This is a genomic window from Methylobacterium tardum (assembly GCF_023546765.1).
GTDB classification, from domain to species: domain Bacteria; phylum Pseudomonadota; class Alphaproteobacteria; order Rhizobiales; family Beijerinckiaceae; genus Methylobacterium; species Methylobacterium tardum.
On record NZ_CP097484.1, the window covers coordinates 2,769,869 to 2,796,131 of the forward strand.

Sequence of the window (26,263 nt, forward strand, 5' to 3'; positions counted from 1 at the left end):
GATCCGGCGGCCCCTTGAACCGTCGGATCGGGCGCCGCCGGCCGAACCGCTCAGGTCTTGCGCGCGACCGTGAAACGGGCGGCATCCCGCAGGATGGCGGCACCCTCACCCCAGGATGCGACCGCATCTTCGCAGACACCGACGAGGCGGTCGCACTCGGCCCGAGCCCCATCGATGCCGAGGCGGTCGACCAGCGTGGCCTTGCCGGCATCCTTGTCCTTGCCGGTCGCCTTGCCCATGGCCTCCGGCGAAGCCTCGCGGTCGAGGATGTCGTCGGCGATCTGGAAGGCCTGGCCCAAGGCGAGACCGTAGCGCAGGAGGGCGGCCCGCTGACCCTCGTCGGCGCCGCCGACGATCGCGCCGGCCTCCACCGAGAAGGCCAGGATCGCTCCGGTCTTCATCGCCTGCATCCGCAGGGTGTCGTCCACATCCATGTTGGCCGCGCCGAACCGGCCCTCGGCGGTGAGGTCGAGGAGCTGGCCGCCGACCATGCCGCCCAGGCCCGAGGCCCGGGCGAGGCCGAGCACGAGGTCGGCCCGGATCCGGGCGTCCGGCTGCCAAGTCGGGTCGGCGACGATCTCGAAGGCGAGCGTCTGGAGCGCGTCGCCGACCAGGATGGCCGTGGCCTCGTCGTAGGCCTTGTGCACCGTCGGCTTGCCGCGGCGCATGTCGTCGTCGTCCATGGCCGGCAGGTCGTCGTGGACGAGGCTGTAGCAATGCACCAGCTCGACGCCGGCGCCGGCGGCGAGCGCCGCCGCCTCGGAGCCGCCGAGCATCCGGGCGGTCTCGATGGCGAGGAAGGGCCGGAGGCGCTTGCCGCCGCCGAGCACGGCGTGGCGCATGGCCTCCATCAGGCGGGGCGGCCGCGCGATCTCGCCGGGGCCGAGATCACGGCCAAGGCGTTCGACCAAGAAGGTCTCGACCATGCCGGCGACTTCAGCCAGCCTGTGGGAAAACGCGACGGCCTGCGTGTCAGCCTTGACCGAACCGGTCGGTGCCTGCGTTGAGGGGGTCGGGGTCATCGGGCGCTGCGTCCGGTCCTGGCCTTGCGAAAACCAATCGAGTGTCAGTTGAGCGGGAACGAGATCGCGGTGGGCGAGGCAGGACGCAGGCGGGGAGCGGCGGGTCGTGACCTTCCGCTCGCGCGCCCGCGGCGCTCCCGCCCGGTCCGCCAGATCGTCGGGGCAACGATCCTGCTCCCCGCCGTCGCGTTCGTCGTCGTACTGACGCTGGCGCTCGTCTATAGCGCGGTGATGCCGCCGTCGACCCTGATGCTCGGGCGGTGGTTGACGCTTCAGCCTGTGAGCCGCGATGCCGTGAGCCTCTCGGAGATTGCGCCGGCGCTGCCGCAGGCGGTGATCGCCTCGGAGGACCAGCGCTTCTGCCTCGACCACGGCGTCGATCTCGGGGCAATCCGCGAGGTGGTCGAGGATGAGGATTCGCCGAGCCGGGGCGCCTCGGCGATCGCGATGCAGACCGTCAAGAACGTCTTCCTGTGGCCGGGCCGCTCCTACATCCGCAAGGCGGTCGAAATCCCGCTGGCGCTGGCGCTCGACACCCTGTGGGGCAAGCGCCGCATGATGGAGATCTATCTGAACGTCGCCGAATGGGGCGACGGGATCTACGGCGCGCAGGCCGCCAGCCGCCATTGGTTCAACAAGGATGCGAGCCGGCTGACCCGCGGCGAGGCCGCCCTGCTCGCCGCCGTCCTGCCGAACCCGATCACGCGCAGCGCCGGGCGCCCCTCCCCCGGCGTCCGCCGCCGCGCCGCGCAGATCCAGGCCATGATGGGCCAGATCGAGGGTTTGACGGGCTGCGTGCGCCGGTAGGCGGCACGGGAGTGTTTCAGCCGACGGCCGTGTGGGCGTCACGGGTCGCAGCTAATGCCCGGCTGGCTGCCGGCCGGACTGAACACCAAGAACATCGGGCCCGGTCCGCCGGTAGCAGCGGCCGCCCCGCCTCTGTAAGACGGCCTTCAGAGCCAGAGTCCGGGACCGATATTCGATGAGCGACGCCGTCTACGACCTCACCCTGGAGCGCATCGCCCTGATCCGGCGGATGGTCGTCGCCTGGGGTGGTGCCGAGCCCGGCGCGCCGACCGTCCACCCGGACGCGCCCTATGGCAGCCTCGACCGCGACGGCGACATCGCCAATGTCACGGGCGATGACGAGGGGGCCGAGGAGGAGCATCGAGCGCTGGAGGACGGCCTCGCGGTCTTCGCCCAGAACGCCCTGCTGAAGCCCGGCCGCTACCAGTACCACAACGGGCTGGCCAAGCTCGACCACGGCGAGGTCGGCGATGTCTTCCGGGATGCGCAGACCGGACAGACACCCGAGCACATAACCTTCGCGGTGACGGCGGAGCACCTCGCGCTGATCCCGCGCCTCGCCTATGGCTGGGATGCGGCGCGGAACGTGCCCTGCGTGGACCCGAAGCAACCTTACGGCGGCACAGGACCCTACACTGCCGCCATGGCGGACCTTCTCGCCGCCGTGCCTGAGACGGCCGCCAACGATGACGAGGACGGCGAGACGCACCGGATCCGGCTCCACCGCGAGATGCAGCCGGCTCTTCAGATCTTCCTGCGCTACGCCGATCTCGGGCCGGGCGCGTTCCGGCGTCCGGCTCCGACCTCGGATTGGCAGCCGGCCTGAGGGCTCAGCCCTCGCGCTTCCTGCGCTGTGCCAGGGTGCGCAGCCGCAGGGCGTTGAGCTTGATGAAGCCCGCCGCGTCGCGGTGGTCGTAGGCGACGGCGCCCTCCTCGAAGGTCACGAGGTCCTGGTCGTAGAGCGAGTGCGGGCTCTCGCGGCCGATCACGTGGACGCCACCCTTGTACAGCTTCAGCCGCACCGTGCCGGTGACCTTCTCCTGGCTCTTGTCGATCAGCGCCTGGATCATCTCGCGCTCCGGCGAGAACCAGAAGCCGTTGTAGATCAGCTCCGCGTATTGCGGCATGAGCTGGTCCTTGAGGTGGGCGGCGCCGCGGTCCAGCGTGATCGACTCGATGGCGCGATGCGCCGGCAGCAGGATCGTGCCGCCCGGCGTCTCGTACATGCCGCGGCTCTTCATGCCGACGAACCGGTTCTCGGCGAGGTCGAGCCGGCCGATGCCGTTGGCGCGGCCGAGCTCGTTGAGCTTGGCCAGCAGGCTCGCGGGTGAGAGCTTCTCGCCGTCGATCGAGACCGCATCGCCGCGCTCGAACCCGATCGTGATGATCGTCGGCTGGTCCGGCGCCTCCTCGGGAGAGAGCGTGCGCGAGTAGACGTAGTCCGGCACCTCAACGGCGGGATCCTCCAGCACCTTGCCTTCCGAGGAGGCGTGCAGGAGGTTGGCATCCACCGAGAACGGGCTCTCGCCGCGCTTGTCCTTGGCGATCGGGATCTGGTGCTGCTCGGCGAAGGCGATGAGCTGCTCGCGGGAGCGCAGGTCCCACTCGCGCCACGGGGCGATCACCGTCACGTCGGGCTTGAGCGCGTAGTAGCCGAGCTCGAACCGGACCTGGTCGTTCCCCTTGCCGGTGGCGCCGTGGCAGACCGCATCGGCGCCGACGCGTTCGGCGATCTCGATCTGCTTCTTGGCGATCAGCGGTCGCGCGATCGAGGTGCCGAGCAGGTAGACGCCCTCGTAGACGGCGTTCGCCCGGAACATCGGGAAGACGTAGTCGCGAACGAATTCCTCGCGCAGGTCCTCGATGTAGATGTTCTCCGGCTTGATGCCGAGGAGTTCGGCCTTGCGGCGGGCCGGCTCCAGCTCCTCCCCCTGGCCGAGATCGGCCGTGAAGGTCACGACCTCGCAGCCGTAGGTGGTCTGCAGCCACTTCAGGATGATCGATGTGTCGAGGCCGCCGGAATAGGCCAGCACGACCTTCTTCACGGGGCTCTTCGCGGGGACGGACATGCGGCTTCCGGAACTGAGGCGGGGCGTCTGCGGCTTATCGCGGGTGTCACCGGCCTGCAACCGGCGCGCCGTCTCGCGCGTAGGCCAGATGCCGGAAGATCGGCCGCGTTTCGCCTCACGGCGGCCTTGCGGCCGTGCAAGAAATGGCGCGGGCGTTGCCAGTCGTCATCGCCGCAAGAGTGCATCGGAGAAGCGAAGTCTATGGCGCGCCAGCCGATTCTGGAGTTCTGGTACGAATTCGCCTCCACGTACTCCTACCTCGCGGCGATGCGCATCGAGGCGGCGGCGGCCGAGGCCGGCGTCGCGATCCGGTGGCGGCCGTTCCTGGTCGGGCCGCTCTTCGCCTCGCAGGGCTGGACGACCTCGCCGTTCAACCTCTACGCGGCCAAGGGCAAGAACATGTGGCGCGACGTCGAGCGCGAGGCCGCGCGCCTCGGCCTGCCACCGGTGACGCGCCCGGCCCAGTTCCCTCAGAACAGCCTCAGCGCGGTGCGGGTCGCCATCCTCGGCCAGGACCAGGATTGGCTGGTGCCGTTCTCGAAGGCGGTGTTCACCGCGAGCTTCGCCGAGGGACGCTCCATCGCGGAGCCGGCGGCGGTGGCCGAGATCCTCGATTCGCTCGGGCTTGACGGGACGCAGACCGTTCGGGCCGCGGCCGCCGAGGCCAACAAGACCAAGCTGCGGGTCAGCGTCGAGGAGGCGCGCTCGCGCGGGATCTACGGGGCGCCGACCTTCCTGGCGGTTGACGGCGAGCTGTTCTGGGGCAATGACCGCCTGGACCAGGCCCTGGCCTGGGCGACGGGCGACCGGCCGAAGGGGCTGCGGTAGGGCCGCGTTCACGACGTTCGGCCATCAAACCGACTCGACCCCCTGGTTCTGGTCCGGCTCCGCTTCGGCGCGGCCGGAGCGGGACAGCGATGCCCCGGACGAGTCCCATGCCTGTTTCGCGACGCCTTCTCCTCGCCGCAGCCGCCACCCTCGGGGCCGGCTTGAAGCCTGTCTGGGCGCAGTCCTACGGCCAGCGCGTCGCGGTCACCGGCGACGACGGCAAGGCGGTGGCGAACTCGATCCTGCCCGGCGAGATCACCGGACAGATCCCGGCCCTGCGCGGGGTCACGTATGTCGGACCGCGGGACGCCGGAACCACGCTCTACGAGTTCTACGACTTCAACTGCCCGTACTGCCGGAAGGCGGCCGCCGACGTGGTTGCCTTGCACGACAGCGACCCGGAGCTGCGGATCGGTCTTGTCCACAATCCGATCCTGTCGCCCCAATCGGCCCAGGCCGCCAAGGTGATGCTAGCCGTCCAGCGCAGGCTCGGCTCGGAGGCTGCTTGGCGCTTCTATCAGACGCTGCTCGGCAAGCCCGGACGGATCGACGGGCCCGGCGCCCTCGCCGCCGCGGCCGCGCTGGGCATCCCGCAGGCGGAAGTCGAGGAGATCGCCGACAGCGAGGAGGTGCGCGCGGCGCTCAAGAGCCAGATGCGCATGGCGGCGGATCTCGGTCTCTACGCGACCCCGTCCTACGTCCTCGGCAACAGCGGCATCCTCGGTCATCCGGGTGCCCGCGCCATGGCCAAGATGATCGCCAGCGTCCGGCGCTGCGACCGGCTCGCCTGCTGAGGCGGGTCCTGCGTCACACTTCCGCCGTCCTGACGCGCAGCGAGGCGCGCCTGCCGTGTTGCGCGCGGCCATGCTGGCATGCTAGGCGGTCGCCGCGCCGCGAGGACAGTTCTCGACCCTGTCCGTTGCCGGCGCGATCCCACGTCCCGAACGGTCACGCACCGCGCTCCTGCCGGAGCGCGCGGAGCGGGCGGGCAACCAGAGAAGAGAGCGACGGGTGGCGCAGAACGGTTCCGAGGCTGGTCCCCTGGTCGCAGGCGTGGCGGGCCGGTACGCTTCCGCCCTGTTCGATCTCGCGCGCGACGAGCGCCAGGTCGACGCGGTCGCCGACTCCCTCAATCAATTCGACACGCTGCTGAAGGAGAGCGCGGATCTTCGCCGCCTCGTCCGCAGCCCGGTCTTCAGCGCCGAGGAGCAGGAAACCGCCATCGGCGCCGTGCTGGACAAGGCCGGGATCGGCGGCCTCGCCGGCAACTTCATCCGCCTCGCGGCCTCGAACCGCCGTCTCTTCGCGCTCCCCGACATGATCGACGCGTTCCGGACCCTGGTCCAGGATTCGAAGGGGATCGTGCGCGCCCAGGTCCGGGTGGCCGAGAAGCCCTCCGACACCGTGATCGAGGAGATCAAGGCGTCGCTGCGCGATATCGCCAAGGCGGATGTCGACGTCGACCTGGTGATCGACCCGAGCCTGATCGGCGGCCTCGTCGTGAAGATGGGCTCGCGCATGGTCGACGCCTCCCTCAAGACCAAGCTCAACGGTATCCGCCTCGCGATGCGGGCCGCGCCGTAAGCGCCCCCATCCGACCCGAACACATATAGACGCATCAGCGACAGAGGCCCGAGTATGGACATCCGCGCCGCCGAGATCTCCGCGATCCTGAAAGAGCAGATCAAGAACTTCGGCGAGGAGGCCGAGGTCTCCGAGGTCGGGCAGGTCCTGTCCGTCGGTGACGGCATCGCCCGCGCCTACGGCCTCGACAACGTCCAGGCCGGCGAGATGGTCGAGTTCGAGTCGGGCGTGCGCGGCATGGCCCTGAACCTCGAGCAGGACAACGTCGGCATCGTGATCTTCGGCTCCGACCGCGAGATCAAGGAAGGCCAGACCGTCAAGCGCACCGGCGCCATCGTGGACGTGCCGGTCGGCAAGGGCCTGCTCGGTCGTGTGGTCGACGGCCTCGGCAATCCGATCGACGGCAAGGGCCCGATCCAGTCCACCGAGCGTCGCCGCGTCGACGTGAAGGCCCCGGGCATCATTCCACGGAAGTCCGTGCACGAGCCGATGGCCACGGGCCTGAAGGCGATCGATGCCCTGATCCCGGTGGGCCGCGGCCAGCGCGAGCTGATCATCGGCGACCGCCAGACCGGCAAGACCGCCATCGCCCTCGACACGATCCTGAACCAGAAGCCGGCCCATGCCGGCACGGACGAGAAGGCGAAGCTCTACTGCATCTACGTCGCCGTGGGTCAGAAGCGCTCCACCGTCGCGCAGTTCGTGAAGGTGCTCGAGGATCAGGGCGCCCTGGAATACTCCATCGTCATCGCCGCCACCGCCTCGGACGCCGCGCCGATGCAGTTCATCGCGCCGTTCGCCGGCTGCGCCATGGGCGAGTATTTCCGCGACAACGGCATGCACGCCGTGATCGTGTATGACGACCTGTCCAAGCAGGCCGTGGCGTACCGCCAGATGTCGCTGCTGCTGCGCCGCCCGCCGGGCCGCGAGGCTTACCCGGGCGACGTGTTCTACCTCCACAGCCGCCTGCTGGAGCGCGCCGCCAAGATGGGCGATGCCGCCGGCGCCGGCTCGCTGACCGCTCTGCCGGTCATCGAGACCCAGGCCAACGACGTCTCGGCCTACATCCCGACCAACGTGATCTCGATCACCGACGGCCAGATCTTCCTTGAGACCGACCTGTTCTACCAGGGCGTGCGCCCGGCGGTGAACGTGGGCCTCTCGGTGTCGCGGGTGGGCTCCTCGGCCCAGACCAAGGCGATGAAGAAGGTCGCCGGCAAGATCAAGGGCGAGCTGGCGCAGTACCGCGAGATGGCGGCCTTCGCGCAGTTCGGCTCGGATCTCGACGCCTCCACCCAGGCGCTCCTGAACCGCGGCTCGCGGCTGACCGAGCTCCTGAAGCAGCCGCAATTCTCGCCGCTGAAGATGGAAGAGCAGGTCGCGGTGATCTACGCCGGCGTGAACGGCTACTTGGACAAGCTCCCGGTCGCCAAGGTCCGACCCTTCGAGGATGCGCTGCTCAGCACGCTCCGCTCGAAGCACAAGGACCTGCTCGACTCGATCGCCGCTTCCAAGGACCTGTCGGACGAGAACGCCGGCAAGCTGAAGAGCGTCGCCGAGAGCGTCGCCAAGTCGATCGGCTAAGGCATGTCCCCCTCCCCTTGCAGGGAGGGGTCAGGGGTGGGGGTGGTGCAGGAGGCACCGTACCGCTCCAGCCTGTACCACCCCCACCTCCGGCTCCTCCCCGCAAGGGGGAGGAGAGGCCCTTTCAAATGGACCTGGACCTCACCCGATGGCGAGTTTGAAGGACCTGCGCAACCGCATCACCTCGGTGAAGGCGACGCAGAAGATCACCAAGGCCATGCAGATGGTCGCCGCCGCCAAGCTGCGCCGCGCGCAGATGGCCGCCGAGGCGGGCCGTCCCTACGCCGAGAAGATGTCGGCGGTGCTCGGCAACCTGGCCGGCAACCTCGTCGGCGGCGTCGGCGCCCCGCGGCTCCTGTCCGGGACCGGCTCGGAGCAGACGCATCTCCTCGTCGTCTGCACCGGCGACCGCGGCCTCGCCGGCGCGTTCAACTCGTCGATCGTCCGCCTTGCGGTGCGTGAGCACGCGCAGAAGCTCGCCGCCGAGGGCAAGACCGTCAAGATCATGACGGTCGGCAAGAAGGGCCTCGACGCGCTGCGCCGGCAATACCGAGACCAGATCGTCGAGAGCATGGACATCCGCGGCAACCGCCCGGTGGATTACGACTTCGCGGCCTCAATCGCCGACAAGATCCTGACCCGCTTCGAGAACGGCGAGTTCGACGTCGCGACCCTGTTCTACTCCGAGTTCCGCTCGGTCATCTCGCAGATCCCGACCGCGCAGCGCCTGATCCCGGCCGAGCTGCCGCCGGCCGACGCGACCGCGAAAGCGACCGCCGGCAACGCCGCCCTGGAGTTCGAGCCGTCCGAAGAGGCGATCCTGGAGACGCTGCTGCCGAAGAACCTCACGGTGCAGATCTACCGGGCGCTCCTGGAGAACGCCGCGTCCGAGCAGGGCGCGCGCATGAGCGCCATGGACTCGGCCACCCGCAACGCGGGCGAGATGATCAAGAAGCAGACGCTGATCTACAACCGCACGCGTCAGGCCATGATCACCAAGGAACTCATCGAGATCATCTCGGGTGCGGAAGCCCTCTGAGGCACCGCGACCCGACCGCAAAGCTTGAAGGGTAGGTAAACGATGGCGAACACCGCAATCCCCGGCACCGGCTCCAACAAGTCCGGCAAGATCACCCAGGTCATCGGCCCCGTGGTCGACGTGCAGTTCGAGGGCCACCTGCCCGAGATCCTGAACGCGCTGGAGACCAAGAACAACGGCGCCCGTCTCGTCCTCGAGGTTGCCCAGCAGCTCGGCGAGAACACCGTTCGCTGCATCGCCATGGACACCTCCGAGGGCCTGACCCGCGGCCAGGAGTGCTTCGACACCGGCGAGCCGATCAAGGTTCCGGTGGGCATGAACACCCTCGGCCGCATCATGAACGTCATCGGCGAGCCGATCGACGAGGCCGGCCCGGTCCAGGCCACCACCTACCGCGCCATCCACCAGCCGGCGCCGTCCTACGCCGAGCAGTCGACCGAGGCGCAGATCCTCGTCACCGGCATCAAGGTGGTGGACCTGCTCGCCCCCTACGCCAAGGGCGGCAAGATCGGCCTGTTTGGCGGCGCCGGGGTCGGCAAGACCGTGCTGATCATGGAGCTGATCAACAACATCGCCAAGGTGCACTCGGGCTACTCGGTGTTCGCCGGCGTGGGTGAGCGCACCCGCGAGGGCAACGACCTCTACCACGAGATGATCGAGTCCAAGGTGAACGTCGACCCGAAGGAGCACGGCTCCGCCGAGGGTTCGAAGTGCGCCCTGGTCTACGGCCAGATGAACGAGTCGCCGGGCGCCCGCTCGCGCGTTGCCCTGACCGGCCTGACCATCGCCGAGCAGTTCCGCGACGACGGCCAGGACGTGCTGTTCTTCGTCGACAACATCTTCCGCTTCACGCAGGCGGGCTCCGAGGTGTCGGCGCTTCTCGGCCGCATCCCCTCGGCGGTGGGCTACCAGCCGACGCTGGCCACCGACATGGGCGCCCTGCAGGAGCGCATCACCACCACGACCAAGGGCTCGATCACCTCGGTGCAGGCCATCTACGTGCCGGCCGACGATCTGACCGACCCGGCGCCGGCCGCCTCCTTCGCCCACCTCGACGCCACGACCGTGCTGTCGCGCTCGATCGCCGAGAAGGGCATTTACCCGGCCGTGGATCCGCTCGACTCGACCTCCCGCATGCTGTCGCCGGCGATCCTCGGCGAGGAGCATTACGACGTCGCCCGCCGGGTCCAGCAGACCCTGCAGCGCTACAAGGCGCTCCAGGACATCATCGCGATCCTGGGCATGGATGAGCTGTCCGAGGACGACAAACTGACCGTGGCCCGCGCCCGCAAGATCGAGCGCTTCTTCTCGCAGCCCTTCTCGGTGGCCGAGGTCTTCACCGGCTCGCCGGGCAAGCAGGTTGCGCTGGAAGACACGATCAAGGGCTTCAAGGGCCTCGTGAACGGCGACTACGACGACCTCCCGGAGGCGGCCTTCTACATGGTCGGCACCATCGAGGAGGCCCAGGAGAAGGCCAAGAAGCTGAAGGCCGCGTAAGAGGCCGTGCTTCCCTGCCCTCCCCACTTTGGGGAGGGGTCGGGGGTGGGGTCGGTTCAGGATGAAGCGCCCCGGTGCCTTCTGCACCACCCCCATCTCCACCTCCTCCCCGAAACGGGGAGGAGAGCCTGTCGCGGATCCGGGATCGTCCTGAGATGGCCACCTTCCACTTCGATTTCGTCGGCCCCGAGCGGACGCTGTATTCCGGCGAGGTGACCGCCGTTCAGCTGCCCGGCACCGAGGGTGAGATGACCGTGATGCCGGGCCACGCGCCCGTGCTGACCTCTCTGCGCGTCGGCGTCATCGTGGTCACCGAGAGCCAGGGCAGCGGCAAGCGGATCTATGTCCGCGGCGGCTTCGCCGATATCGGGCCGACGTCCGTGACCGTGCTGGCCGAGCGCGCGGCCCCGATCGAGGAGCTGACCCACGAATCCCTCGACCGCGACATCGAGGCGGTCGAGATGCAGCGCGATGCCACCGAGGACCTTCAGAAGCGCGAGGAGCTGAACGGCCAGATCGTCCAGCTGCAGGAAACCAAGGCGCTCCTGAAGCTCTGACCGCGCTTCAGCGGGCGCTGTCCAGCGCCCGCGCCAGCAGGTCGGCCCGCGCCGCCGCGCCCGTCGGGCAGCCGCGTTCCAGCCAGACCTTCCGAGCCGCGGCGAGTCCGCGGCCGATTGCGGGACCGGGCGCGATGCCCGCCGCCACCAGATCCGCGCCCGCCAGCGGAAAGACCGGCGAACCGCCCTCCCCGCCGAGCGCGTCGAGAACGCTCCGTGCGTCCCCGGTCAGGGCAGGCCGCGGCTCGCCGGCGACGATCGTCAGGGCGTCGACCAGCGGCGCCAGGCCATGCTGGGCCGCCAGGGCCCGCAAAGCCGCGCCGTCGAGCGCGGCTCGATCGTGCAGCACGGCGAGAACCTTCGCGTAGTCGGTGAGCTGCGCGTGCTCGCTCTTGGACAGCCTCAGGCGGACCTGCAGGCGGTCGGCATCGTGACGGGCGCCGACCGCGAGGGCCGCGAGGCGCAGGATCGGGGACAGCTTCGCGGCCGAGGCGCGTTCCAGTCGCCCGAGCTCGCCGACGCCGCCGGTGATCCGGAGCAGCAGGCCGGTACCGCTCAGGGTCGCCACCAGGGCCGCACCGCCGGAGGCCGCCAGCAGCTTCAGGAACTCCGCACGGACGCGCTCGCGCGACAGCCGGTCCAGGCTGTCGCGTGCGGCCACGCAGGCAGCGAGTGCTTCCGCGTCGGGGGGGCACCGCCGAACCGGGCGTGGAAGCGGAAGAAGCGCAGGATCCGCAGGGCGTCCTCGCGGATGCGGGTCGCGGGGTCGCCGATGAAGCGCACCCGCCCGGCTTCGAGGTCCGGAAGACCACCGACGGTGTCGTGCAGCCGGCCGTCCGGACCGAGCGAGAGCGCGTTTACGGTGAAGTCGCGCCGCTCGGCATCGCGGGCGAAATCGTGACCGAACCGGACGACGGCGTGGCGCCCGTCGGTCTCGACATCCTCGCGCAGGGTGGTGACCTCGATCGGTCCGTCCTCGGTGACGAGCGTGACGGTGCCGTGCTCGATTCCGGTGGGAACCGCCTTCAGCCCCGGCGTGCGCCCCGCGGCGGCGATCACTTCTTCGGGCAGCAGCGTCGTCGCGAGATCGATATCGGCTGACGGCGTCCCCAGCAGCGCATCGCGGACGCAGCCGCCGACCAACCGGGTCTCGGCGCCGGGTGCATCCAGGGCCGCGAGCGCCTGACGCACTCCCCGGCGATCGAGCAGGGCCGAGAGGCCGCCGCGTTCGAGGTCGCGCTTCACCGGAAGCCACCCGGGACGAGCCGGCCGTTCTCCATGTGGGTCGGGACGTAACCGCCGGCGCGCCGCTCGGAGAACAGGCCTTCGTAGACGAGCGTGCCGATCACCACCGCCAAGCCGGCGAGGATGAGGCGCCAGAGATGAGCGTCCCAATGCACCCGGCGCAGCGGATTGCGCCCGGCCAGGACGAGATAGATCAGGAACAGCGCGAAGGGGATGAGGAAGAGGCCGAACTCTTCGAGGACGCGACGCAGCATGGCGATTCGTAGCCTATCCCGCCGACCGGCGGACCTGACTCGGCTCCGGTTCCGGGTAGAGCCGCTCCCGCAGGTTGTTGAGGATCCCGGCGGTGACGCCCCAGATCAGACGTTCTCCGAAGGGGAGAGCGTAGAACCATCGGGTACGGCCCTGCCACTCCCGCGACCGCAACCGGTAGCGCTCGCGATCCATCAGCACCGACAGGGGCACCTCGAAAACGTCCGCAACCTCACTGGGGTTCGGCCGGAAGGTCGCCTCTTCGGAGACCAGACCGATGACCGGCGTCACGAGGAAGCCGGTGCCGGACAGGTAGGGGTCAATATAGCCGAGCAGGCGCACCGATTCGGGAAGGAGGCCAATTTCCTCGAAGGCCTCCCGCAGGGCCGCATCCGCCGGTCCCGGATCCGACGGATCGATCTTTCCGCCGGGCAGCGCAACCTGACCGGAATGATCGCGCAGGTTCGCGGCGCGCTGCGTCAGCACGAGGTTCGGCCCGGCGGCACGGAAGACCACCGGGACCAACACCGCGGCCCGCCGGTGCGGTGGGGGCGGGATCAGGGCCGCGCCGTCCGGATCCAGGCTGTGGTCACCGCGCGGATTGGAGGTCGGATCGTCCGGTCCGGGTGGATGCGGCGACAGACCGGATGCGGCCCGGGCCAGAAAATCGGCGAGGGAATCGCTCACGCGGCGGAGGCCGGAGCTATGCGGTGGAAGACGCCGCCGGCCCAGAGACCGAGCCAGGGTTGCCCGTCGATCACGCGGTCCTCGGCAAGATCCACGAGGTCGTAGGTCAGCGCCCGGGTGATCAGCGCCCATAGGCCGCCCCGGACGTGAAGGTAAGGCTTGAGCGCGCCGTCGGGCCCCTCCTCGAAGCGCAGGGCGTGGTCCGCGTCGACGCTCACCAGCTCGCCGACGTTGGTGCGGAACGCGATGCGCCGCGCCTCTCCCGTGCCATCGACCGCCATCTCGACGGCCACGAACACCGCATCCTCGACGGTGATCCCGACGCTCTCCACAGGCGTGACCAGAACAATGCGCCCGTCCGGCTCGCGCCGCAGGATCGTGGAGAACAGCTTGACCAGCTTGTTGCGCCGGATCGGCGAGCCGTTGTGGTGCCACGTGCCATCGGCCGCGATGCGGATGTCGATCGCGCCGCAATAGGGCGGATTCCACCGCTCGACCGGCGGTAGCCCGCGCTTCGGCAAATCCCCGAGAGCCGCACTGAGCCGGCTCAAGGTGGGGTCGTCTGATAGGGAATCCGCGGTCATGCCCGCTACAGATAGCGCTCCGCCGTGTCGTCAGCCATGGCCGACGACACGGTCTCACCGGCGCAGACCTGCGCCGGAGCCGCAGGATGCTCCGACGACGTCTAGGCCGGACCTGCGCCCTGGGTGTTCACCGTCAGGGCATAGATCGACTGGCTGGCCGCCATGAACAGGCGGTTCCGCTTCGGGCCGCCGAACGTGAGGTTGCCGCAGACCTCCGGCAGGCGGATCCGCCCGATCAGCGTCCCCGCCGGACTCCAGACCGTGACGCCGTTGTAGCCGACCGCCCGGCCAGCGTTGCTCGACACCCAGAGGTTGCCGTCGACGTCGGTCCGCAAACCGTCGGGCGCGCATCTGACGCCATCGACGACGCAATCCGCGAACAGGCGCTTGTTCGACAAGGCGCCGCCGCTCCCGATATCGAACGCGTAGATTTCGCCCTTGCCGCCGGGGCCCGTGTCGCCGGGGCCCTTCCCGGTGGAGCAGATGTAGAGCGTCCGGTGATCGGGCGAGAAGCACAGGCCGTTCGGATCCGGAACCTGATCGTCGGTGAGGACCCGATCGATCCGGCCGGCGGGATCGATGCGGTAGACGGCATTGGGCAGGACGCGCCGCGCCGTCACGACCCCGGCCGGCTGCCCGAGCCGCGGATTGAGATGGCCCTTCGGGTTCGAGGGGCCGCCCGCCTCGTCCGGCAGCCCTTCGTAGAGCTGGCCGCCGTAGGGCGGATCCGTGAACCAGTACGATCCGTCGATATGCTGGACGACGTCGTTGGGCGCGTTGAAGGGTTTGCCCTCGAAGCTGTCGGCCAGCACCGTTGCCGAGCCGTCGAGTTCGTAGCGGACCACCCGACGGGCGGCATGCTCGCAGGACACTTGACGGCCCTGGCGGTCGAAGCTGTTCCCATTCGAGTTGCCGCTCGGCGCGCGGAACACCGAGACGTGCCCGTCCTCCTCCAGCCACCGCAACTGGCGATTGTTCGGGATGTCGCTCCACACGAGGAAGCGCCCGACGGCGTTCCAGGCCGGTCCCTCTGCCCAGAGCGCGCCGGTCCAGAGACGGCGAATGGCGCTGTTCGGCACCACATACGCATCGAAGGCCGGGTCCACCGTGATCACGTCGGGATCGGTGAAATAGGTGGTCGGTGCCGCACCGGGTCGGAAGTCCCGCGGCGGATCGGTGATGGTGCTGGGCGGCGCCGGTCGAGCCGCTGCGCTGCCGGCTGTCGCGAGAACGGACCCGGCGGCCGCGAGAACGGCACGTCGCGACGGCGCGACGCGCCCGCCTGCGGCCCCTTTAACGGACGGATTCGTCTGCAAATCTGGCATGCGGCCCCCCAGCCTTTGCCCGCTCAAATCGGCGGCGCAAGCCGCGATACTAGGACTGATATCCTGATTCCGGTCAACCCGGATGCCGCCGCAGGATCTTCCAGACGCCGTCGGCCGAGGCCAGGAGGCGTGTGCCCTCACGAACGTCGCCCCGCATGAACACGAGGGAGCCGGTGCGCTTGACCACCTGCGGACGGATCTCGACCCAGTCGCCGAGACGCCCGACATCGATGAACTTCATCTCCAGCTGAATGGTCACGCAATTGGCGCCGTCGGCGGCGCGCATGGCGGTCTCGCCGAGGGCGCGGTCGGCGAAGCTCATCAGCATGCCGCCATGGACGACGCCAATCAGGTTGGCGTGCTTCTGCTCGGCCCGGAACGCGTAGGCGCCGTCCGTGCCGCGGATGTGCAACGGGCCGACATGGGCGATGAAGCCTTCGTCCTGCACGAGCGTCCAGCCGGCTGCAGATGGGTCGAAGGCGTTCGTCTCGGTCGTCATGGCGTCCTATCCGGATATCGGGAACGTGGAAGGGGCGGCCGGGGTCATGTCCCGCGCGGCTTAGCCCGGCGTGTCGGAGCTTCGCTGAGCGGATCTTCCGGCCAGGGATGGCGCGGGTAGCGCCCGCGCATCTCCGCGCGCACCGCCGCCCAGGAACCCCGCCAGAAACCCGGCAGATCGCGGGTGATCTGGATCGGCCTTTGCGCGGGCGAGAGCAGGTGCAGCACGAGCGGCCGACCGCCGGCGACGGGATGACGGTCGAGGCCGAACAGCTCCTGGACCCGGACGGCCAGCACCGGTTCCTCGGCTCCGTAATCCACCGGGATGCGTGAACCGGTGGGCACCTCGACATGGGTCGGCGCCTCCGCGTCGAGGCGGGACCGGAGCTGCCAGGGTACGAGGCCCTGCAGGGCTCCCGCGAGGTCCTCGGCCGTGATCGCCGCGACGGAGGTTCGGCCGACGAGCGAAGGTGCGAGCCACGCACCCGCATCCCTGGTCAGGGCCTCGTCCGACAGGTCCGGCCAGCCATCGTCTTCTGCGGCGTGCAGGAACCGCACCCGGGCTCGCCACTGCGACAGCGCCGGCGTCCAGGGCAGCCTGTCGAGACCGAGGGCGGCGATGCCGTTCGCCAGGATCTCGGCGCTCTCCGGCTCCGCCGGGACCGGCAAGGGCCGCGCGCCCAGGTTGACCGCGCCCAGGCGCCGGACAGCCCGGGCCCGGAGGGCGCCGGCCGATGGGTCGAAGGTGATCTCTGTGCGGAATTCGATCCGGCCGGCGAAGAGCCGCTCGATCGCGTCCGGTTCGATCGCTGCGGCGGCGAGGATCCGGGCCTCTCCGGCCGCGCCGGCCAGCTCGGCGACGACCAGGTAGGTTTCCCGCGCGAGGGGGCTCGCCAGTCGAGGCGGCCGGCGCGGCCGCTCGCCATCACGAACTCGCCGTCCCGGCCGCGAGTCCGGGCGACACGGTCGGGATAGGCGAGCGCCAGGAGCGGGCCGGCCGATGCCGGCCGATCCTGCGGGCCGTCGCCGGCGATCCGCGCCCAGCCCTGCGCGAGCCGGCGCATGTCGGCGGCCCGGCCGCCGCGATCCTGCCGGAAGCGCTCGATCCGCGCGTCGAGGTCGATGCCGTCGCCGCCGAGCCCGCGCTCGACCAGCACGGCGGCGAGATCCGCGGCCGCGCGCGCCTCGCCCGCGGCGGCCGCGACCGTCACCATGCGGGCGAGGCGCGGCGGCAATGGCAGCGCGCGCAGGCGGCCCCCGGTTTCGGTGAGGCGACCGTCCGCGTCGAGCGCACCCAGATCGACCAGCATGGTGCGGGCCTCCGCCAGGGCCGGCGCCGGCGGCGGATCGAGGAACGCCAATGTTCGCGGATCGGCCACGCCCCAGGCGGCGCAGTCGAGCAACAGGCCCGCGAGATCCGCCGCCAGGATCTCCGGTCGCGAGAACGGTTCGAGAGCCTTGGTCCCGGCCTCGGACCAGAGGCGCCAGCACAGCCCCGGCTCGGTGCGGCCGGCGCGGCCCCGGCGCTGGTCCACGGAGGCCCTGGATGCGCGGGCCGTGACCAGGCGTGTCAGGCCGAGGCCCGGCTCGTAGACCGGCACCCGCGCCAGCCCGGAATCGACCACGATCCGGACGCCCTCGATGGTCAGCGAGGTCTCAGCGATGCTGGTGGCGAGAACCACCTTTCGGGTTCCGGCCGGTGCCGGCGCGACCGCGCGATCCTGCTCGGCCGGCGTCAGCGCGCCGTACAAGGGGGCAACCTGAACCTCCGGATCGACCCGATCGGCCAAGAGGTCGGCGGTCCTGCGGATCTCCGCCTGTCCGGGCAGGAACACCAAGACGGATCCCGGATCGGCGCGCAGCGCCCGCAGCGTGACGTCGGCGACCGACTCCTCGATCCGCCGGTTCGGGTCGCGCTCGACGTAGCGGGTTTCCACCGGAAAGGCGCGGCCCTCGGAGGCGATCACCGGTGCCTCGCCCATCAACCGCGCGACCCGGGCGCCGTCGAGCGTCGCCGACATGACCAGGATGCGCAGATCCTCCCGCAATCCGCCCTGCGCGTCGAGCGCCAGCGCGAGCCCGAGATCGGCGTCGAGGGAGCGCTCGTGGAACTCGCCGAACAGGACAGCACCGATGCCGGAGAGTTCCGGATCGCCGAGGATCATGCGGGTGAACACCCCCTCGGTCACGACCTCGATCCGGGTGCGCGCCGAGATCTTCGAGCCCAGCCGGACGCGCAGGCCCACCGTGCCGCCGACCGGCTCACCCAAGGTCTGGGCCATGCGGGCGGCGGCAGCCCGGGCCGCCAGCCGGCGCGGCTCCAGCAGGACGACCTTGCGATCGGCGAGCCAGGGCGCGTCCAGCAGATCGAGCGGCACCCGCGTGGTCTTGCCGGCGCCCGGCGGGGCCACCAGCACGGCGCCATTCCGAGCGGCCAGGGCCTCGCGCAGATCCGGGAGCGCCGCCTCGATCGGCAGCGCGGTTGAGGGAGCAGGCATCGTCGCCGCTGATGGAACGGCCCGCCGCTCAGCGCAACCTTTCCGACCGGCCGGTGACGGCGCGCGGGTTTCGGTACTGCTCCGGTCATCGAGGCCCTGGCCGATCGCGCGGGCAGACGCGATCGTGCCGCGCGAGAATAAGAAAGTTTGGGAGTGAAACGATGACACGTCTTTGCCGCGCACTGGCGCTGGCCGCGCTACCGGTCGCCGTCCTGTCGACGCTCGCGGCGGCGCAGGCCCAGGACCGACTGCCGACGATCCCGCCCCAGGATTACACGCCGGAGCAGAAGCAGGCCGCCGAGGCCTTCGCGCAGGCCCGGGGCAAGCCGCCCTTCGGCCCCTTCGAGCCGCTGATGTACTCCCCCGAGGTGATGACCCTGGCCCGGTCGATGGGCGATTACCTCCGCTACAAACCCAAGATCGGCACCACGCTCTCGGAGCTGGTGATTCTGATGACCGCCCGACGCTGGACGCAGGATTACGAATGGTACGTGCACGCCCCGATCGCCCAGAAGGCCGGGATTGCACCCGAGATCATCGCGGCGATCCGGGACGGGCGGAGGCCGGCCCAGATGAGCGATGACGAGACGACCGTGTACGAGTTCACCTCCGAGCTGCAGGACACCAAGCGCGTCTCGGACGCGACCTTCGCCCGGGCCGAGGCCCGGTTCGGCAAGGCCGGCGTCGCCGATCTGGCGGCGATCTCGGGCTACTACACCTTTCTGGCGATGGAGCTGAACGCGGCGCGCTATGCGATTCCCGCCGACGGTAAGCCCCTGCCGCGGATGCCGGAGTGACCGGCCTTATCCACAGACGCGGGGGAGCTGGATCCCCGTTTTCCACAGGCTTCCGGCGGGCGATCGGGGAAGAGTCGGCGGCGTTGATCAAACGTTAACCATTGTGGCTTGTTCTCTTTTCGTTCGCGATCGCAACGAAGGAGGCCACGATGCTGACCCAAGCCGCTGCCGCGCGGGACGACCATGCCTGTCCGGTCGAGGCGATCAGCGCCGCATATCTAGGCTTTGCCGGCGGCGATGCCGGGATTGCCCTGCGCTGCGCCATCGCCGACGCGCTGTCCGACCTGATGGAGGCCGAGCGGCGGACCCGGGAGCGCAGCCGTCTGATCTCCCGCGGCTATGTCCGCGCCCTGCCCGGTGCGGTCGGCGAACCGGCAAGCTGAACCGCAGCTGCAGAGCGACTTCAGGCGCGGTGCAGCGCGGTTATGGGATGGTCCGATCCGTGATCCGGGACGCCTTCGGCGTCCCGCGCTTCCCTCGGAGACAGGTCATGACACGCATCGCTCTGCTCTCGGCCGCCGCGCTGATCGGCGCGGGCACCCTGGCCTCCTCGGCCGCCGAAGCCCGCGGCGGCGGGGCCATCGCGGCCGGCATCATCGGCGGCCTCGCCGCCGGCGCGCTGATCGGCGCCGCCACCCAGGCCCACGCGGCCCCCGGCTACGGCTATGGCTATGCGGATTACGGCTACGCGCCCGCTCCGGTGGTGGTGCGGCCGGCCCCCGCCTATAGCGTCTACGAGGAGGACGCTCCGGTCTACGCCACCCGGCGGACGGTGACCTACGAGCGGGTGCCCGTCGGCTACGGTCCGGCCCGCCACTGGCATCGGGATTGGGACGGTGGCGACGGCTATCGCGGCTGGTGAGGCACCGGATGACTTGAAGGCTGCGGCGAGACCGGGCTGAATTCGGTCTCCCGCAACCAGACCGACGAATCCATGCTGGTCCATGAAGGTGAGACGCGTACACCCGAGGCCGACCGGGCGCTCGCCCTGTCCCTCGCGGCGGTGGCCGGCGCGTTGAACACCGCGGGGTTCTACGCCGTCGGCCTCTTCGCCTCGAACATGACCGGGAACGTCTCGGCGATCTCCGACCGTGCCGGCACGGGCGATCTCGCCCTGGCGGTCCAGGCCTGCCTGCTCGTCATCCTGTTCGTGCTCGGCGCGGCGTCCGCGACGCTCCTGATCCGTCGCCGCCGCCGGACGGCCGGACCGAGCGCCTACGCCTACGGCGTCTGCGCCGAGGCAATCCTGCTGGTCGCCCTCGGCCTGCTGGTGCTGCCGCTCCACGAGCCGGTCCGGAGCCACGCCCTGGTTCTCGGCCTGAGCTTCGTTCTGGGCCTGCAGAACGCGGCCGTGACCAAGATCTCCGAGGCGCGCGTTCGAACCACCCACGTGACCGGCATGATCACCGATATCGGCATCGAGCTCGCCCGCTGGCTCGACCGCGGCGCATCCGTCCCAGATCCGCTGAAGCCGCACGATCCCGAGCGGCTGCGGCTGCACCTTCTGACCGTCGCGGCGTTCCTGGTCGGCGGGGCGGTGGGCGTGGTGGCCTATCGCCTCATCGGCGTGGCGCTGCTGTTCGCGGCGGCCGGGATCCTGGCCTGCCTCGCTCTCCCCGCCCTCAGGCGCTGATGTCGAGGATCTGCCCCATCATGCGGTCGGCGGTCCTGGCCACCGCGGCGTTCAGCGCGAAGGCCGACTTCGATCCAATCAGGTCAGCGGCGGCCCCGGACAGGTCGAGCTGGGCGGCGGGCGGCAGGGCCGTGTCGCCGACCGGGGCACCGCTCGCCGCAATGGTCTCGGCGGCTTTCCCGAGCCGGTCGGTGGCCCGGGTCATGCCGGTCGCGGCGGTCTGAAGGGCGTCGATCATGCCGGAATCTCCCGGGCCCGACCCTGACAGGGAGACGACAAGGCCCGGTTTCGGCGATCGCTCAAATGCCGCCGATTCCCTGCGACGCGCGCTGCCTTAACCCTTGGGCGCGCACACCGTGATCGCGGAGGCTCCGCCATAAGGGCGGTCCGCGTGGGCGACCATCTGCGCGGCGGCCTCGCAGGCCTGCTTGCTGTTGAACTCGACGGATCCAACGGCGGAGCCCGATCCAGCCAGCATGATGATCAATACGTACACCACGCCTTGTCCCTCCGGCGCCCCGATCCAACGGCGGCGCGGGGCAGAGTGTATCGGGCGGCGGATGGTTTGTGAGCGCGCTGGTGCGGACGGCGGGACTCGAACCCGCACGGCCTTGCGGCCGCAAGATTTTAAGAACTGCGCAGCGGGGTAACCCGGCCTAACAGTTCTCACGATTTTTGCGCCGCAAGCCGCTCCAGCGATTGGCATTTTGGCCGAAGACGCGCAACACCGCCTAACATTGCAATTCGGTCCTTAACGGGCCAAGCTGCATCCCCCGGTGTTACCCCGAAAGGCGCGTCTTGTGGCAGCAAAGGTGCTGACCGTGCAAAGCGTCGAACGCCACAAGCCACGGCCCGAGGCTCGTCTGGAAATCCCGGACGCGGCCCTGCCGGGCTTCTACCTGATCGTGCAGCCGTCGGGCTTCAAATCGTGGGCGATACGCTATCGGATCGCCGGGAGGCCTCGGAAGCACACGATCGGCCCCTACCCGCTTTTCGACCTGGTCACCGCTCGGGCCCGGGCCCGGGAGGCGCTGCAGCTCGTCGCGCTCGGCCAGGATCCGATCCTGGTGAAGAAGGCCACGGCAGAAGCTGCGAAGGTGGCCGCCGAGGATCGCGTGGAGCGGGTCGTGACCCTCTACGTCGAGCGGCACCTGAAGCCGAACGGCAAGCCCGGCTACGCGGAGACTCAGGAGGGCTTACTTCGCAACCACATCGTACCGCGCTGGGGCCAGCGGCGGATCGGCGACGTGACCAAGCGTGAGGTGGTCGCTCTGATCGATGGCCTTACCGACGCTGGGATGACGACGGGCGCCAACCGCGTGTTCGCTGCGACTCGCGCCCTGTTCAATTTTGCTCTGCGGCGCGAGCTCATCGCCACCACGCCCTTCCTGGGTCTCAAGCCCCCGCTGGCCGAGACCAGCCGCGACCGTGTCCTGACGGAGGCCGAGGTGCGTCTGGTCTGGCGTGCCGCCGATGCCATCGGCTTCCCGTTCGGACCGGCCGCGCAGCTGCTCCTGCTCACGGCTCAACGCCGCGACGAGGTGATCCGCATGGTCCGGAGTGAGGTCGACGGCGACCTCTGGACCCTGCCGGCCGAGCGCACGAAGAACTCGCTCGAGCACCTCGTGCCGCTGGCGCCCCCTGCCCTCTCAATCCTGAACGCCGTGCCGCGGATTGCAGGCGCCGCAGGGTACGTCTTCACTAGGTCCGGCGACGCGCCGATGTCGGACTACACCACCACCAAGGCGCGCCTGGACAAGGCCATGCTGGCGATCGCTCGCGAGGACGCGGAGGCGGCCGGCCAAGATCCCGGCAGTGTGGAGCTGAAGCCCTGGCGGCTGCACGACCTGCGGCGCACGGCCAGCACCGGCATGGCGCGCCTGGGGATCCCGCTCCACGTGACCGAGGCCGTGCTGAACCATCGGTCCGGCACGCTCGGCGGCCTCGCCGGCATCTACAACCGGTACGCCTACTTGGATGAGAAGCGTGCTGCGCTGGCGACCTGGGCGGAGCACGTCGAGGCGATCGTGGGCGAGGCTGCTCGATGAGCGACCATGTCGACATCGCATGGATTCGTGACCGCCTCGCGAGCTCTGCGGGCATTTCGGATGCACAGGCCGGAGAGTTGATCCACGCCGCGATGATTAAGGGTGCGCTGCGGGCCGTGGCGGCTCACGCGACGCGCCGACCGGAAAGCTCAGCCGCGCACCATACAGACGAGGATTTCAGCGAGGAAGATTTCGTCATACCGCAGGTGTTTTGGGCGAGCGTGCAAGTAAGCTGGCATGACCGACACCCGTATTTTCGTTTCTTCCATAAGCGTCAAGTTTGGCTGACTTCATCACTGGCAGTGGACCGCCCGGCGGCGGTTGCATTCCTGCGGGCCAATGATCCGCTGCTCGCCATTGAGATTGTGCAGCCTGTTGCTGCACCAGCGGAACAAGGGCCGAGGATCGCCCTGCAGAAGAGCAAGGGCGGTCGCCCTGCCAAATATGATTGGGCGATGGCCGGCGGTGCATTGGCCGGGCACATGCATGGGACGGGCATTCAGGAAGGCTCCAAGCTGAAGGCGTTCATGCTCGACTGGTTTCGAGTCGAGCAGGGGCAAACCCCTGATGAGCGTGACGTTGAGAGGTTCGTTGCGGCAGCCATAAGCGCCTTCGGTCGGGCAGTCTCCGAAGGGTAGTTTGCCCGGTTATTCCCGGTTTCCCCGGCGACAAACCCCAACACCTGGCATCAATAGATAGCGTGTTCCTCAGAGGAGCGACGCAATGAACCCTCGCATTCAGCGATCACCCGAAGACATGCTGCCGGCGGCCCAAGTCTTGGCACGCTATCAGGTCAGCGACATGACGCTCTTCCGCTGGCTGAAGGCCGCTAGACTGAGCTTCCCGCAGCCGATCCGCATCAACGGGCGCCGCTACTGGCGGCTGGCCGACCTGCAGGCCTTCGAGGCCCGGCAGGCTGCTCAGAGGGAGGCCGCCTGAAATGAGAAAACCCGCATCGCGGGGCGACACGGGTCTCTCGAATGCTGCTGTGGCGGCTAGCGTCGAGAGATTTACGTCGGTTCAGCCCCTTCGACAAGACCTGTTCCTGGCCCGCCGCTTCGGCCTCCCGCCCGCTACAGCGGCGGTGCTCGCCGAGCTTGCCTACCCGGCCGTCGACAGCTGGAGGGCGCGCGCATGAAGCTCCCCCACTATGGCCGGGCCCTCCGGGTGGCTTTTGATGAAGCCGACATCGACGTGCAGCCCGAACAGGTCATCCAGGTACTGCGAGAAATGACGGCGGAGATAGGGGCCGCCGGCGCTGAAATCTTTGCGGCCGAGGCCGCCACTCATGCAGATGCTCCGCCGGATGCGATCCAGCTTGCGCGGCTCGCAGCCTGCAGCGAGATCGAGCGGGCTCTCAAGTGCGTCCTGACCGAATGGGCGGTGCCGCACTCGGCCGAGACGGAGATCCTGATCGAGCTCGCCGAGGTCGCCTTCCACGCGAGGCTGGGCAGTCTGATGGGTAGCAGCGGAGGCGCTCGATGACCTGCCGCGACCTCGCTCCCGCGATCGTCCAATGCCTCGGGACGGGTTCCCCGGCGTTGCACCAGCTTATCGCTGCACACCTGTCGCGCCGCGATCCAGCCCCGGCGATCGCGCAGGCGATTCTAGAACGATGCCTCCTTGAGGACTTCGGCCAAGCCGAGGTCTACCGCTGGATCCGCGCAATGTGGCCGACCTCGACGTGCGAGGAGATGACCCGGGCCTACCGGATCGCCTCCGAGCTGTTCGCCGTCGACTTCCTCGCGCGGGAGGCCTGAGCGATGGCCGGCGACCTCGTGGATCGATTCCGGCTGCTGGTGGCGGCCTGCTGCGATCAGAGCCTGTCGCCGGCCGCGCGGGCCGTGCTGGCCCAGATCCTCGACCACTACAACAGCAAGACAGGGCAGTGCACGCCGTCACTGGACCGGCTCGCCCGTACCTCAGGGCTCGCGCGGAGATCAGTGGTGCGGGCCGTGAAAGAGCTGCGCGTGAAGGGCTGGATCGACCGCGAGCACGCGATCCGCGAGGACGGGCGTGCGTTCGCCTCGAACCATTTCCGGCCGGCGTTCGAGCGCGGCGACCTAGGGACAGAACGGTCCCTACCTAGGGACGAGGCTGTCCCTACCCCTGGGGACGAAACGGTCCCTAGGGTAGGGACCAAACGGTGCGCGGAGGTAGGGACCAAACGGTCCCCCGAACCTAGTAAGAAGAACCAAGGAAAAGGAACCAAGTCTGAATCGATCGACGATGCAGCCTTCGATCGCTTCTGGATGGTCTATCCCAGGAAGGTCGCGAAGGCTGCAGCCCGACCAGTCTTCGACCGGATCCTGAGCAAGGCGCAGGCTACTGCCGACGAGCTGGTGGCGGGAGCCGAGCGCTATGCAGCCGCGACGGCCGGCAAAGACCCCGAACACATCGCTCACGCCAAGACATGGCTGAACGGCGAGCGCTGGACCGATGAGCCGGCCCGTCATCGGAATCCCGATAACGGCAGCGCTGCCCGGCTGCACCAATCCGACATCAAACCCAACAGCGCCACGGCCTACCTGATGGAGCGCCGGGCCAGGAGGATGAGCCATGGCTGATCACCCCCTGTCGCCGACCACGATTGTGCCGCTCGAGCAGCGCCCTGCGGCAACGGCCGATCCGAGAAAACTGCTCAAGATCGAGCACCTGCTGCGCGAGCACGGCAGATCGGTGGCCAGAACCTACTTCCCGACCCTGCGGGCGGGTGGGCTCAGAGATACGCCGGAGAGGCGGGCGCTGCTGGAGGCTGAGCATCGCGACGCCCTTGAAGCAATGCTTGCTGGCGCGGCCAGCATGTCGACGCTGGAGGCAATCAGCGATGCACTAGGCGCCGCCCTGGGTGCTGAGCCAGATGAAGGGGTGATCGAGGGGTGCTTGGCAGCGCTGATCGACACCCGGGTCAGGGTGCCTCACAACCTGCCGATCTACCTCGAGGCTCTAATCTACGATCTGCGAGATGAGGGATTTCCGCCGGCCGTCGTGGCAGCCGCGTGTCAGCGGATCCGGCGGGAGAGCAAGTTCCTGCCCGAGATCAGCGAGGTCCTGACCACCTGCCGAGAGACCCTGGCCCGCTACCGCGAGCAGCAGCAGCGCGTTTCGGAGGCGCTGGTGGCCCGCAGGAAGGCGGAGCGCTGGTTGTCCGATATGACCTGCACCGCTCAGGACCCGGTCCAGTGACGGGTTCTGCTTGGCAGCCGATGGCCGCCGCACCCCGAGACCGGCGGATCGACCTGCAGGCTGAGCGGTGGATGGCCGGGGGCGAGCGCCTGCGCGTCGAGGTGTTCGCCGGCTGCAAATGGAACCCGGGCGGCACGGTCCGGCATCCGGCGCCGTACTGGCGGCGGCTTCCGACGGGCTGGACCGCTACCGCGTGGCGTGAGGTGGCGCCGTGAACGCCGCCGAGCAGAGGGCCGAGCAGCTCGACGTCCTTGAGAAGTTGGAGAGCATGCGCGTCGCGCTCGACGAGGCGATCAGCGTCCAGCGTCGGATGCTCGCCGAGACCGCCGTGACGATGCCGCCGCTGGCCGAGCCTGAGCGGCCGGAGTGGTTGCCGGTGAAGCTGGCCGCCCGTCAGTTGGGGATCGAGCCCATGGCCGCACGGCGTCGAGCGCAGCGTGGCCTGCGGTCTGGCCGGGCACGGAAGGTCGGGGGTCGCTTGCAGTTGCATATGCCCAGCCAGCCGGAGCCGACCGATGGGTAG

General features: G+C 69.3%; 31 protein-coding genes and 2 pseudogenes. 22 read left to right on the top strand and 11 right to left on the bottom strand.

Features of this window, described 5'->3' with window-relative positions:
* Window positions 1-50 precede the first annotated feature (50 nt).
* Window positions 51-1,022, bottom strand: coding sequence for a polyprenyl synthetase family protein (locus M6G65_RS13150; RefSeq protein ID WP_238195443.1), 972 nt, complete (start codon window positions 1,020-1,022; stop codon window positions 51-53).
* A 48-nt stretch (window positions 1,023-1,070) separates the two neighbouring features.
* Here M6G65_RS13150 and mtgA point away from each other — a divergent pair, with 48 nt between their 5' ends.
* The gene (mtgA, locus tag M6G65_RS13155) at window positions 1,071-1,829 is read left to right on the top strand and encodes a monofunctional biosynthetic peptidoglycan transglycosylase (RefSeq protein ID WP_430929560.1); all 759 of its coding nucleotides are present in this window, start codon (window positions 1,071-1,073) and stop codon (window positions 1,827-1,829) included.
* A gap of 175 nt (window positions 1,830-2,004) precedes the next feature.
* On the top strand, window positions 2,005-2,655 hold the full coding sequence (locus M6G65_RS13160; protein ID WP_238195442.1) for a hypothetical protein: 651 nt from the start codon (window positions 2,005-2,007) through the stop codon (window positions 2,653-2,655).
* A 4-nt stretch (window positions 2,656-2,659) separates the two neighbouring features.
* Here M6G65_RS13160 and M6G65_RS13165 read toward each other — a convergent pair whose 3' ends face one another.
* Window positions 2,660-3,898 carry an argininosuccinate synthase gene (locus tag M6G65_RS13165; protein ID WP_250104033.1) on the bottom strand — a complete coding sequence of 413 codons (1,239 nt, stop codon included), beginning with the start codon at window positions 3,896-3,898 and terminating at the stop codon, window positions 2,660-2,662.
* 201 nt (window positions 3,899-4,099) lie between these two features.
* On the opposite strand from M6G65_RS13165, the gene M6G65_RS13170 reads away from it, so the two are divergent.
* From M6G65_RS13170 to M6G65_RS13200, 7 genes are all read left to right on the top strand, one after another.
* Complete coding sequence (locus M6G65_RS13170) at window positions 4,100-4,726, top strand: 2-hydroxychromene-2-carboxylate isomerase (RefSeq protein WP_238195441.1); 627 nt, start codon at window positions 4,100-4,102, stop codon at window positions 4,724-4,726.
* A gap of 107 nt (window positions 4,727-4,833) precedes the next feature.
* The gene (locus M6G65_RS13175) at window positions 4,834-5,520 is read left to right on the top strand and encodes a DsbA family protein (protein WP_238195440.1); all 687 of its coding nucleotides are present in this window, start codon (window positions 4,834-4,836) and stop codon (window positions 5,518-5,520) included.
* 217 nt (window positions 5,521-5,737) lie between these two features.
* Entirely contained in the window at window positions 5,738-6,310 is a 573-nt protein-coding gene (locus tag M6G65_RS13180; RefSeq protein WP_238195439.1) for a F0F1 ATP synthase subunit delta, read from the top strand.
* A 54-nt stretch (window positions 6,311-6,364) separates the two neighbouring features.
* A complete protein-coding gene (atpA, locus tag M6G65_RS13185) occupies window positions 6,365-7,894 on the top strand; it encodes a F0F1 ATP synthase subunit alpha (RefSeq protein ID WP_250104034.1) in 1,530 nt (509 codons plus the stop codon).
* A 148-nt stretch (window positions 7,895-8,042) separates the two neighbouring features.
* Window positions 8,043-8,933: a F0F1 ATP synthase subunit gamma gene (locus M6G65_RS13190; RefSeq protein ID WP_238195437.1), complete on the top strand. Its 891-nt coding sequence runs from the start codon at window positions 8,043-8,045 to the stop codon at window positions 8,931-8,933.
* Between the two features lie 42 nt (window positions 8,934-8,975).
* Entirely contained in the window at window positions 8,976-10,430 is a 1,455-nt protein-coding gene (gene atpD, locus M6G65_RS13195; protein WP_238195436.1) for a F0F1 ATP synthase subunit beta, read from the top strand.
* A 155-nt stretch (window positions 10,431-10,585) separates the two neighbouring features.
* The gene (locus tag M6G65_RS13200) at window positions 10,586-10,987 is read left to right on the top strand and encodes a F0F1 ATP synthase subunit epsilon (protein WP_192708995.1); all 402 of its coding nucleotides are present in this window, start codon (window positions 10,586-10,588) and stop codon (window positions 10,985-10,987) included.
* Between the two features lie 7 nt (window positions 10,988-10,994).
* Here the strand turns inward: M6G65_RS13200 and M6G65_RS13205 are convergent.
* The 7 genes and pseudogenes from M6G65_RS13205 to hrpB form a co-directional block, all read right to left on the bottom strand.
* A pseudogene (locus M6G65_RS13205) lies at window positions 10,995-12,232 on the bottom strand (CCA tRNA nucleotidyltransferase).
* A complete protein-coding gene (locus M6G65_RS13210) occupies window positions 12,229-12,486 on the bottom strand; it encodes a DUF6111 family protein (protein WP_192708997.1) in 258 nt (85 codons plus the stop codon). The pseudogene M6G65_RS13205 and the gene M6G65_RS13210 overlap by 4 nt, the downstream one beginning before the upstream one ends.
* Before the next feature lie 13 nt (window positions 12,487-12,499).
* The gene (locus M6G65_RS13215) at window positions 12,500-13,171 is read right to left on the bottom strand and encodes a CoA pyrophosphatase (RefSeq protein ID WP_238195434.1); all 672 of its coding nucleotides are present in this window, start codon (window positions 13,169-13,171) and stop codon (window positions 12,500-12,502) included.
* The gene (locus M6G65_RS13220) at window positions 13,168-13,755 is read right to left on the bottom strand and encodes a DUF1285 domain-containing protein (protein WP_250104035.1); all 588 of its coding nucleotides are present in this window, start codon (window positions 13,753-13,755) and stop codon (window positions 13,168-13,170) included. The genes M6G65_RS13215 and M6G65_RS13220 overlap by 4 nt, the downstream gene beginning before the upstream one ends.
* 101 nt (window positions 13,756-13,856) lie before the next feature.
* Complete coding sequence (locus M6G65_RS13225; protein ID WP_238195432.1) at window positions 13,857-15,080, bottom strand: SMP-30/gluconolactonase/LRE family protein; 1,224 nt, start codon at window positions 15,078-15,080, stop codon at window positions 13,857-13,859.
* A gap of 73 nt (window positions 15,081-15,153) precedes the next feature.
* Complete coding sequence (locus M6G65_RS13230) at window positions 15,154-15,579, bottom strand: PaaI family thioesterase (protein ID WP_238195431.1); 426 nt, start codon at window positions 15,577-15,579, stop codon at window positions 15,154-15,156.
* 44 nt (window positions 15,580-15,623) lie between these two features.
* Window positions 15,624-18,076: pseudogene (hrpB, locus tag M6G65_RS13235) on the bottom strand (ATP-dependent helicase HrpB).
* A 161-nt stretch (window positions 18,077-18,237) separates the two neighbouring features.
* Between hrpB and M6G65_RS13240 the strand changes: the two are divergent.
* The 4 genes from M6G65_RS13240 (at window position 18,238) to M6G65_RS13255 (ending at window position 20,506) form a co-directional block, all read left to right on the top strand.
* Window positions 18,238-18,873: a carboxymuconolactone decarboxylase family protein gene (locus M6G65_RS13240; RefSeq protein ID WP_250104036.1), complete on the top strand. Its 636-nt coding sequence runs from the start codon at window positions 18,238-18,240 to the stop codon at window positions 18,871-18,873.
* A gap of 149 nt (window positions 18,874-19,022) precedes the next feature.
* Complete coding sequence (locus M6G65_RS13245) at window positions 19,023-19,256, top strand: hypothetical protein (RefSeq protein WP_238195428.1); 234 nt, start codon at window positions 19,023-19,025, stop codon at window positions 19,254-19,256.
* Between the two features lie 107 nt (window positions 19,257-19,363).
* On the top strand, window positions 19,364-19,735 hold the full coding sequence (locus M6G65_RS13250; RefSeq protein ID WP_238195427.1) for a hypothetical protein: 372 nt from the start codon (window positions 19,364-19,366) through the stop codon (window positions 19,733-19,735).
* 72 nt (window positions 19,736-19,807) lie between these two features.
* Entirely contained in the window at window positions 19,808-20,506 is a 699-nt protein-coding gene (locus M6G65_RS13255) for a YoaK family protein (RefSeq protein WP_238195426.1), read from the top strand.
* Here M6G65_RS13255 and M6G65_RS13260 read toward each other — a convergent pair.
* Both M6G65_RS13260 and M6G65_RS13265 read right to left on the bottom strand, forming a co-directional pair.
* Window positions 20,496-20,744, bottom strand: a complete 249-nt coding sequence (locus M6G65_RS13260; protein WP_192709007.1) for a flagellar protein — start codon at window positions 20,742-20,744, stop codon at window positions 20,496-20,498. The two genes, M6G65_RS13255 and M6G65_RS13260, sit on opposite strands and share 11 nt — an antisense overlap.
* 96 nt (window positions 20,745-20,840) lie before the next feature.
* Window positions 20,841-21,005, bottom strand: coding sequence for a hypothetical protein (locus M6G65_RS13265; protein WP_238195425.1), 165 nt, complete (start codon window positions 21,003-21,005; stop codon window positions 20,841-20,843).
* Between the two features lie 322 nt (window positions 21,006-21,327).
* On the opposite strand from M6G65_RS13265, the gene M6G65_RS13270 reads away from it, so the two are divergent.
* The 9 genes from M6G65_RS13270 to M6G65_RS13310 all read left to right on the top strand — a co-directional run bounded on the left by M6G65_RS13270 (window position 21,328) and on the right by M6G65_RS13310 (window position 26,263).
* Window positions 21,328-22,554, top strand: a complete 1,227-nt coding sequence (locus tag M6G65_RS13270) for a tyrosine-type recombinase/integrase (protein ID WP_238195424.1) — start codon at window positions 21,328-21,330, stop codon at window positions 22,552-22,554.
* Window positions 22,551-23,192, top strand: a complete 642-nt coding sequence (locus tag M6G65_RS13275) for a hypothetical protein (protein ID WP_238195423.1) — start codon at window positions 22,551-22,553, stop codon at window positions 23,190-23,192. Before M6G65_RS13270 ends, M6G65_RS13275 begins: the two co-directional genes overlap by 4 nt.
* Window positions 23,193-23,277: 85 nt before the next feature.
* Entirely contained in the window at window positions 23,278-23,493 is a 216-nt protein-coding gene (locus M6G65_RS13280) for a helix-turn-helix transcriptional regulator (RefSeq protein ID WP_238195422.1), read from the top strand.
* 195 nt (window positions 23,494-23,688) lie between these two features.
* Window positions 23,689-24,039, top strand: coding sequence for a hypothetical protein (locus tag M6G65_RS13285; RefSeq protein ID WP_238195421.1), 351 nt, complete (start codon window positions 23,689-23,691; stop codon window positions 24,037-24,039).
* Window positions 24,036-24,314 carry a hypothetical protein gene (locus tag M6G65_RS13290; protein WP_238195420.1) on the top strand — a complete coding sequence of 93 codons (279 nt, stop codon included), beginning with the start codon at window positions 24,036-24,038 and terminating at the stop codon, window positions 24,312-24,314. The genes M6G65_RS13285 and M6G65_RS13290 overlap by 4 nt, the downstream gene beginning before the upstream one ends.
* 3 nt (window positions 24,315-24,317) lie before the next feature.
* Window positions 24,318-25,121 (top strand): helix-turn-helix domain-containing protein, encoded by an 804-nt coding sequence (locus M6G65_RS13295; RefSeq protein WP_238195419.1) that lies wholly within the window; start codon window positions 24,318-24,320, stop codon window positions 25,119-25,121.
* Window positions 25,114-25,740, top strand: a complete 627-nt coding sequence (locus M6G65_RS13300) for a hypothetical protein (protein WP_250104037.1) — start codon at window positions 25,114-25,116, stop codon at window positions 25,738-25,740. The genes M6G65_RS13295 and M6G65_RS13300 overlap by 8 nt, the downstream gene beginning before the upstream one ends.
* Window positions 25,737-25,955, top strand: coding sequence for a hypothetical protein (locus tag M6G65_RS13305; protein WP_238195417.1), 219 nt, complete (start codon window positions 25,737-25,739; stop codon window positions 25,953-25,955). Before M6G65_RS13300 ends, M6G65_RS13305 begins: the two co-directional genes overlap by 4 nt.
* Window positions 25,952-26,263, top strand: coding sequence for a hypothetical protein (locus tag M6G65_RS13310; RefSeq protein ID WP_238195416.1), 312 nt, complete (start codon window positions 25,952-25,954; stop codon window positions 26,261-26,263). The genes M6G65_RS13305 and M6G65_RS13310 overlap by 4 nt, the downstream gene beginning before the upstream one ends.

What these genes read in the sequence shown, in the direction of transcription:
- atpA (WP_250104034.1), top strand. Translation starts at nt 6,365, where the DNA reads ATGGACATCCGCGCCGCCGAGATCTCCGCGATCCTGAAAGAGCAGATC.
- M6G65_RS13165 (WP_250104033.1), bottom strand. Translation starts at nt 3,898, where the DNA reads ATGTCCGTCCCCGCGAAGAGCCCCGTGAAGAAGGTCGTGCTGGCCTAT.
- M6G65_RS13200 (WP_192708995.1), top strand. Translation starts at nt 10,586, where the DNA reads ATGGCCACCTTCCACTTCGATTTCGTCGGCCCCGAGCGGACGCTGTAT.
- M6G65_RS13190 (WP_238195437.1), top strand. Translation starts at nt 8,043, where the DNA reads ATGGCGAGTTTGAAGGACCTGCGCAACCGCATCACCTCGGTGAAGGCG.
- M6G65_RS13160 (WP_238195442.1), top strand. Translation starts at nt 2,005, where the DNA reads ATGAGCGACGCCGTCTACGACCTCACCCTGGAGCGCATCGCCCTGATC.
- M6G65_RS13290 (WP_238195420.1), top strand. Translation starts at nt 24,036, where the DNA reads ATGACCTGCCGCGACCTCGCTCCCGCGATCGTCCAATGCCTCGGGACG.
- M6G65_RS13245 (WP_238195428.1), top strand. Translation starts at nt 19,023, where the DNA reads ATGCTGACCCAAGCCGCTGCCGCGCGGGACGACCATGCCTGTCCGGTC.
- M6G65_RS13175 (WP_238195440.1), top strand. Translation starts at nt 4,834, where the DNA reads ATGCCTGTTTCGCGACGCCTTCTCCTCGCCGCAGCCGCCACCCTCGGG.
- M6G65_RS13225 (WP_238195432.1), bottom strand. Translation starts at nt 15,080, where the DNA reads ATGCCAGATTTGCAGACGAATCCGTCCGTTAAAGGGGCCGCAGGCGGG.
- M6G65_RS13150 (WP_238195443.1), bottom strand. Translation starts at nt 1,022, where the DNA reads ATGACCCCGACCCCCTCAACGCAGGCACCGACCGGTTCGGTCAAGGCT.
- M6G65_RS13170 (WP_238195441.1), top strand. Translation starts at nt 4,100, where the DNA reads ATGGCGCGCCAGCCGATTCTGGAGTTCTGGTACGAATTCGCCTCCACG.
- M6G65_RS13295 (WP_238195419.1), top strand. Translation starts at nt 24,318, where the DNA reads ATGGCCGGCGACCTCGTGGATCGATTCCGGCTGCTGGTGGCGGCCTGC.
- M6G65_RS13280 (WP_238195422.1), top strand. Translation starts at nt 23,278, where the DNA reads ATGAACCCTCGCATTCAGCGATCACCCGAAGACATGCTGCCGGCGGCC.
- M6G65_RS13300 (WP_250104037.1), top strand. Translation starts at nt 25,114, where the DNA reads ATGGCTGATCACCCCCTGTCGCCGACCACGATTGTGCCGCTCGAGCAG.
- M6G65_RS13250 (WP_238195427.1), top strand. Translation starts at nt 19,364, where the DNA reads ATGACACGCATCGCTCTGCTCTCGGCCGCCGCGCTGATCGGCGCGGGC.
- M6G65_RS13210 (WP_192708997.1), bottom strand. Translation starts at nt 12,486, where the DNA reads ATGCTGCGTCGCGTCCTCGAAGAGTTCGGCCTCTTCCTCATCCCCTTC.
- M6G65_RS13260 (WP_192709007.1), bottom strand. Translation starts at nt 20,744, where the DNA reads ATGATCGACGCCCTTCAGACCGCCGCGACCGGCATGACCCGGGCCACC.
- M6G65_RS13220 (WP_250104035.1), bottom strand. Translation starts at nt 13,755, where the DNA reads ATGACCGCGGATTCCCTATCAGACGACCCCACCTTGAGCCGGCTCAGT.
- M6G65_RS13255 (WP_238195426.1), top strand. Translation starts at nt 19,808, where the DNA reads ATGCTGGTCCATGAAGGTGAGACGCGTACACCCGAGGCCGACCGGGCG.
- M6G65_RS13240 (WP_250104036.1), top strand. Translation starts at nt 18,238, where the DNA reads ATGACACGTCTTTGCCGCGCACTGGCGCTGGCCGCGCTACCGGTCGCC.
- M6G65_RS13230 (WP_238195431.1), bottom strand. Translation starts at nt 15,579, where the DNA reads ATGACGACCGAGACGAACGCCTTCGACCCATCTGCAGCCGGCTGGACG.
- M6G65_RS13285 (WP_238195421.1), top strand. Translation starts at nt 23,689, where the DNA reads ATGAAGCTCCCCCACTATGGCCGGGCCCTCCGGGTGGCTTTTGATGAA.
- M6G65_RS13275 (WP_238195423.1), top strand. Translation starts at nt 22,551, where the DNA reads ATGAGCGACCATGTCGACATCGCATGGATTCGTGACCGCCTCGCGAGC.
- atpD (WP_238195436.1), top strand. Translation starts at nt 8,976, where the DNA reads ATGGCGAACACCGCAATCCCCGGCACCGGCTCCAACAAGTCCGGCAAG.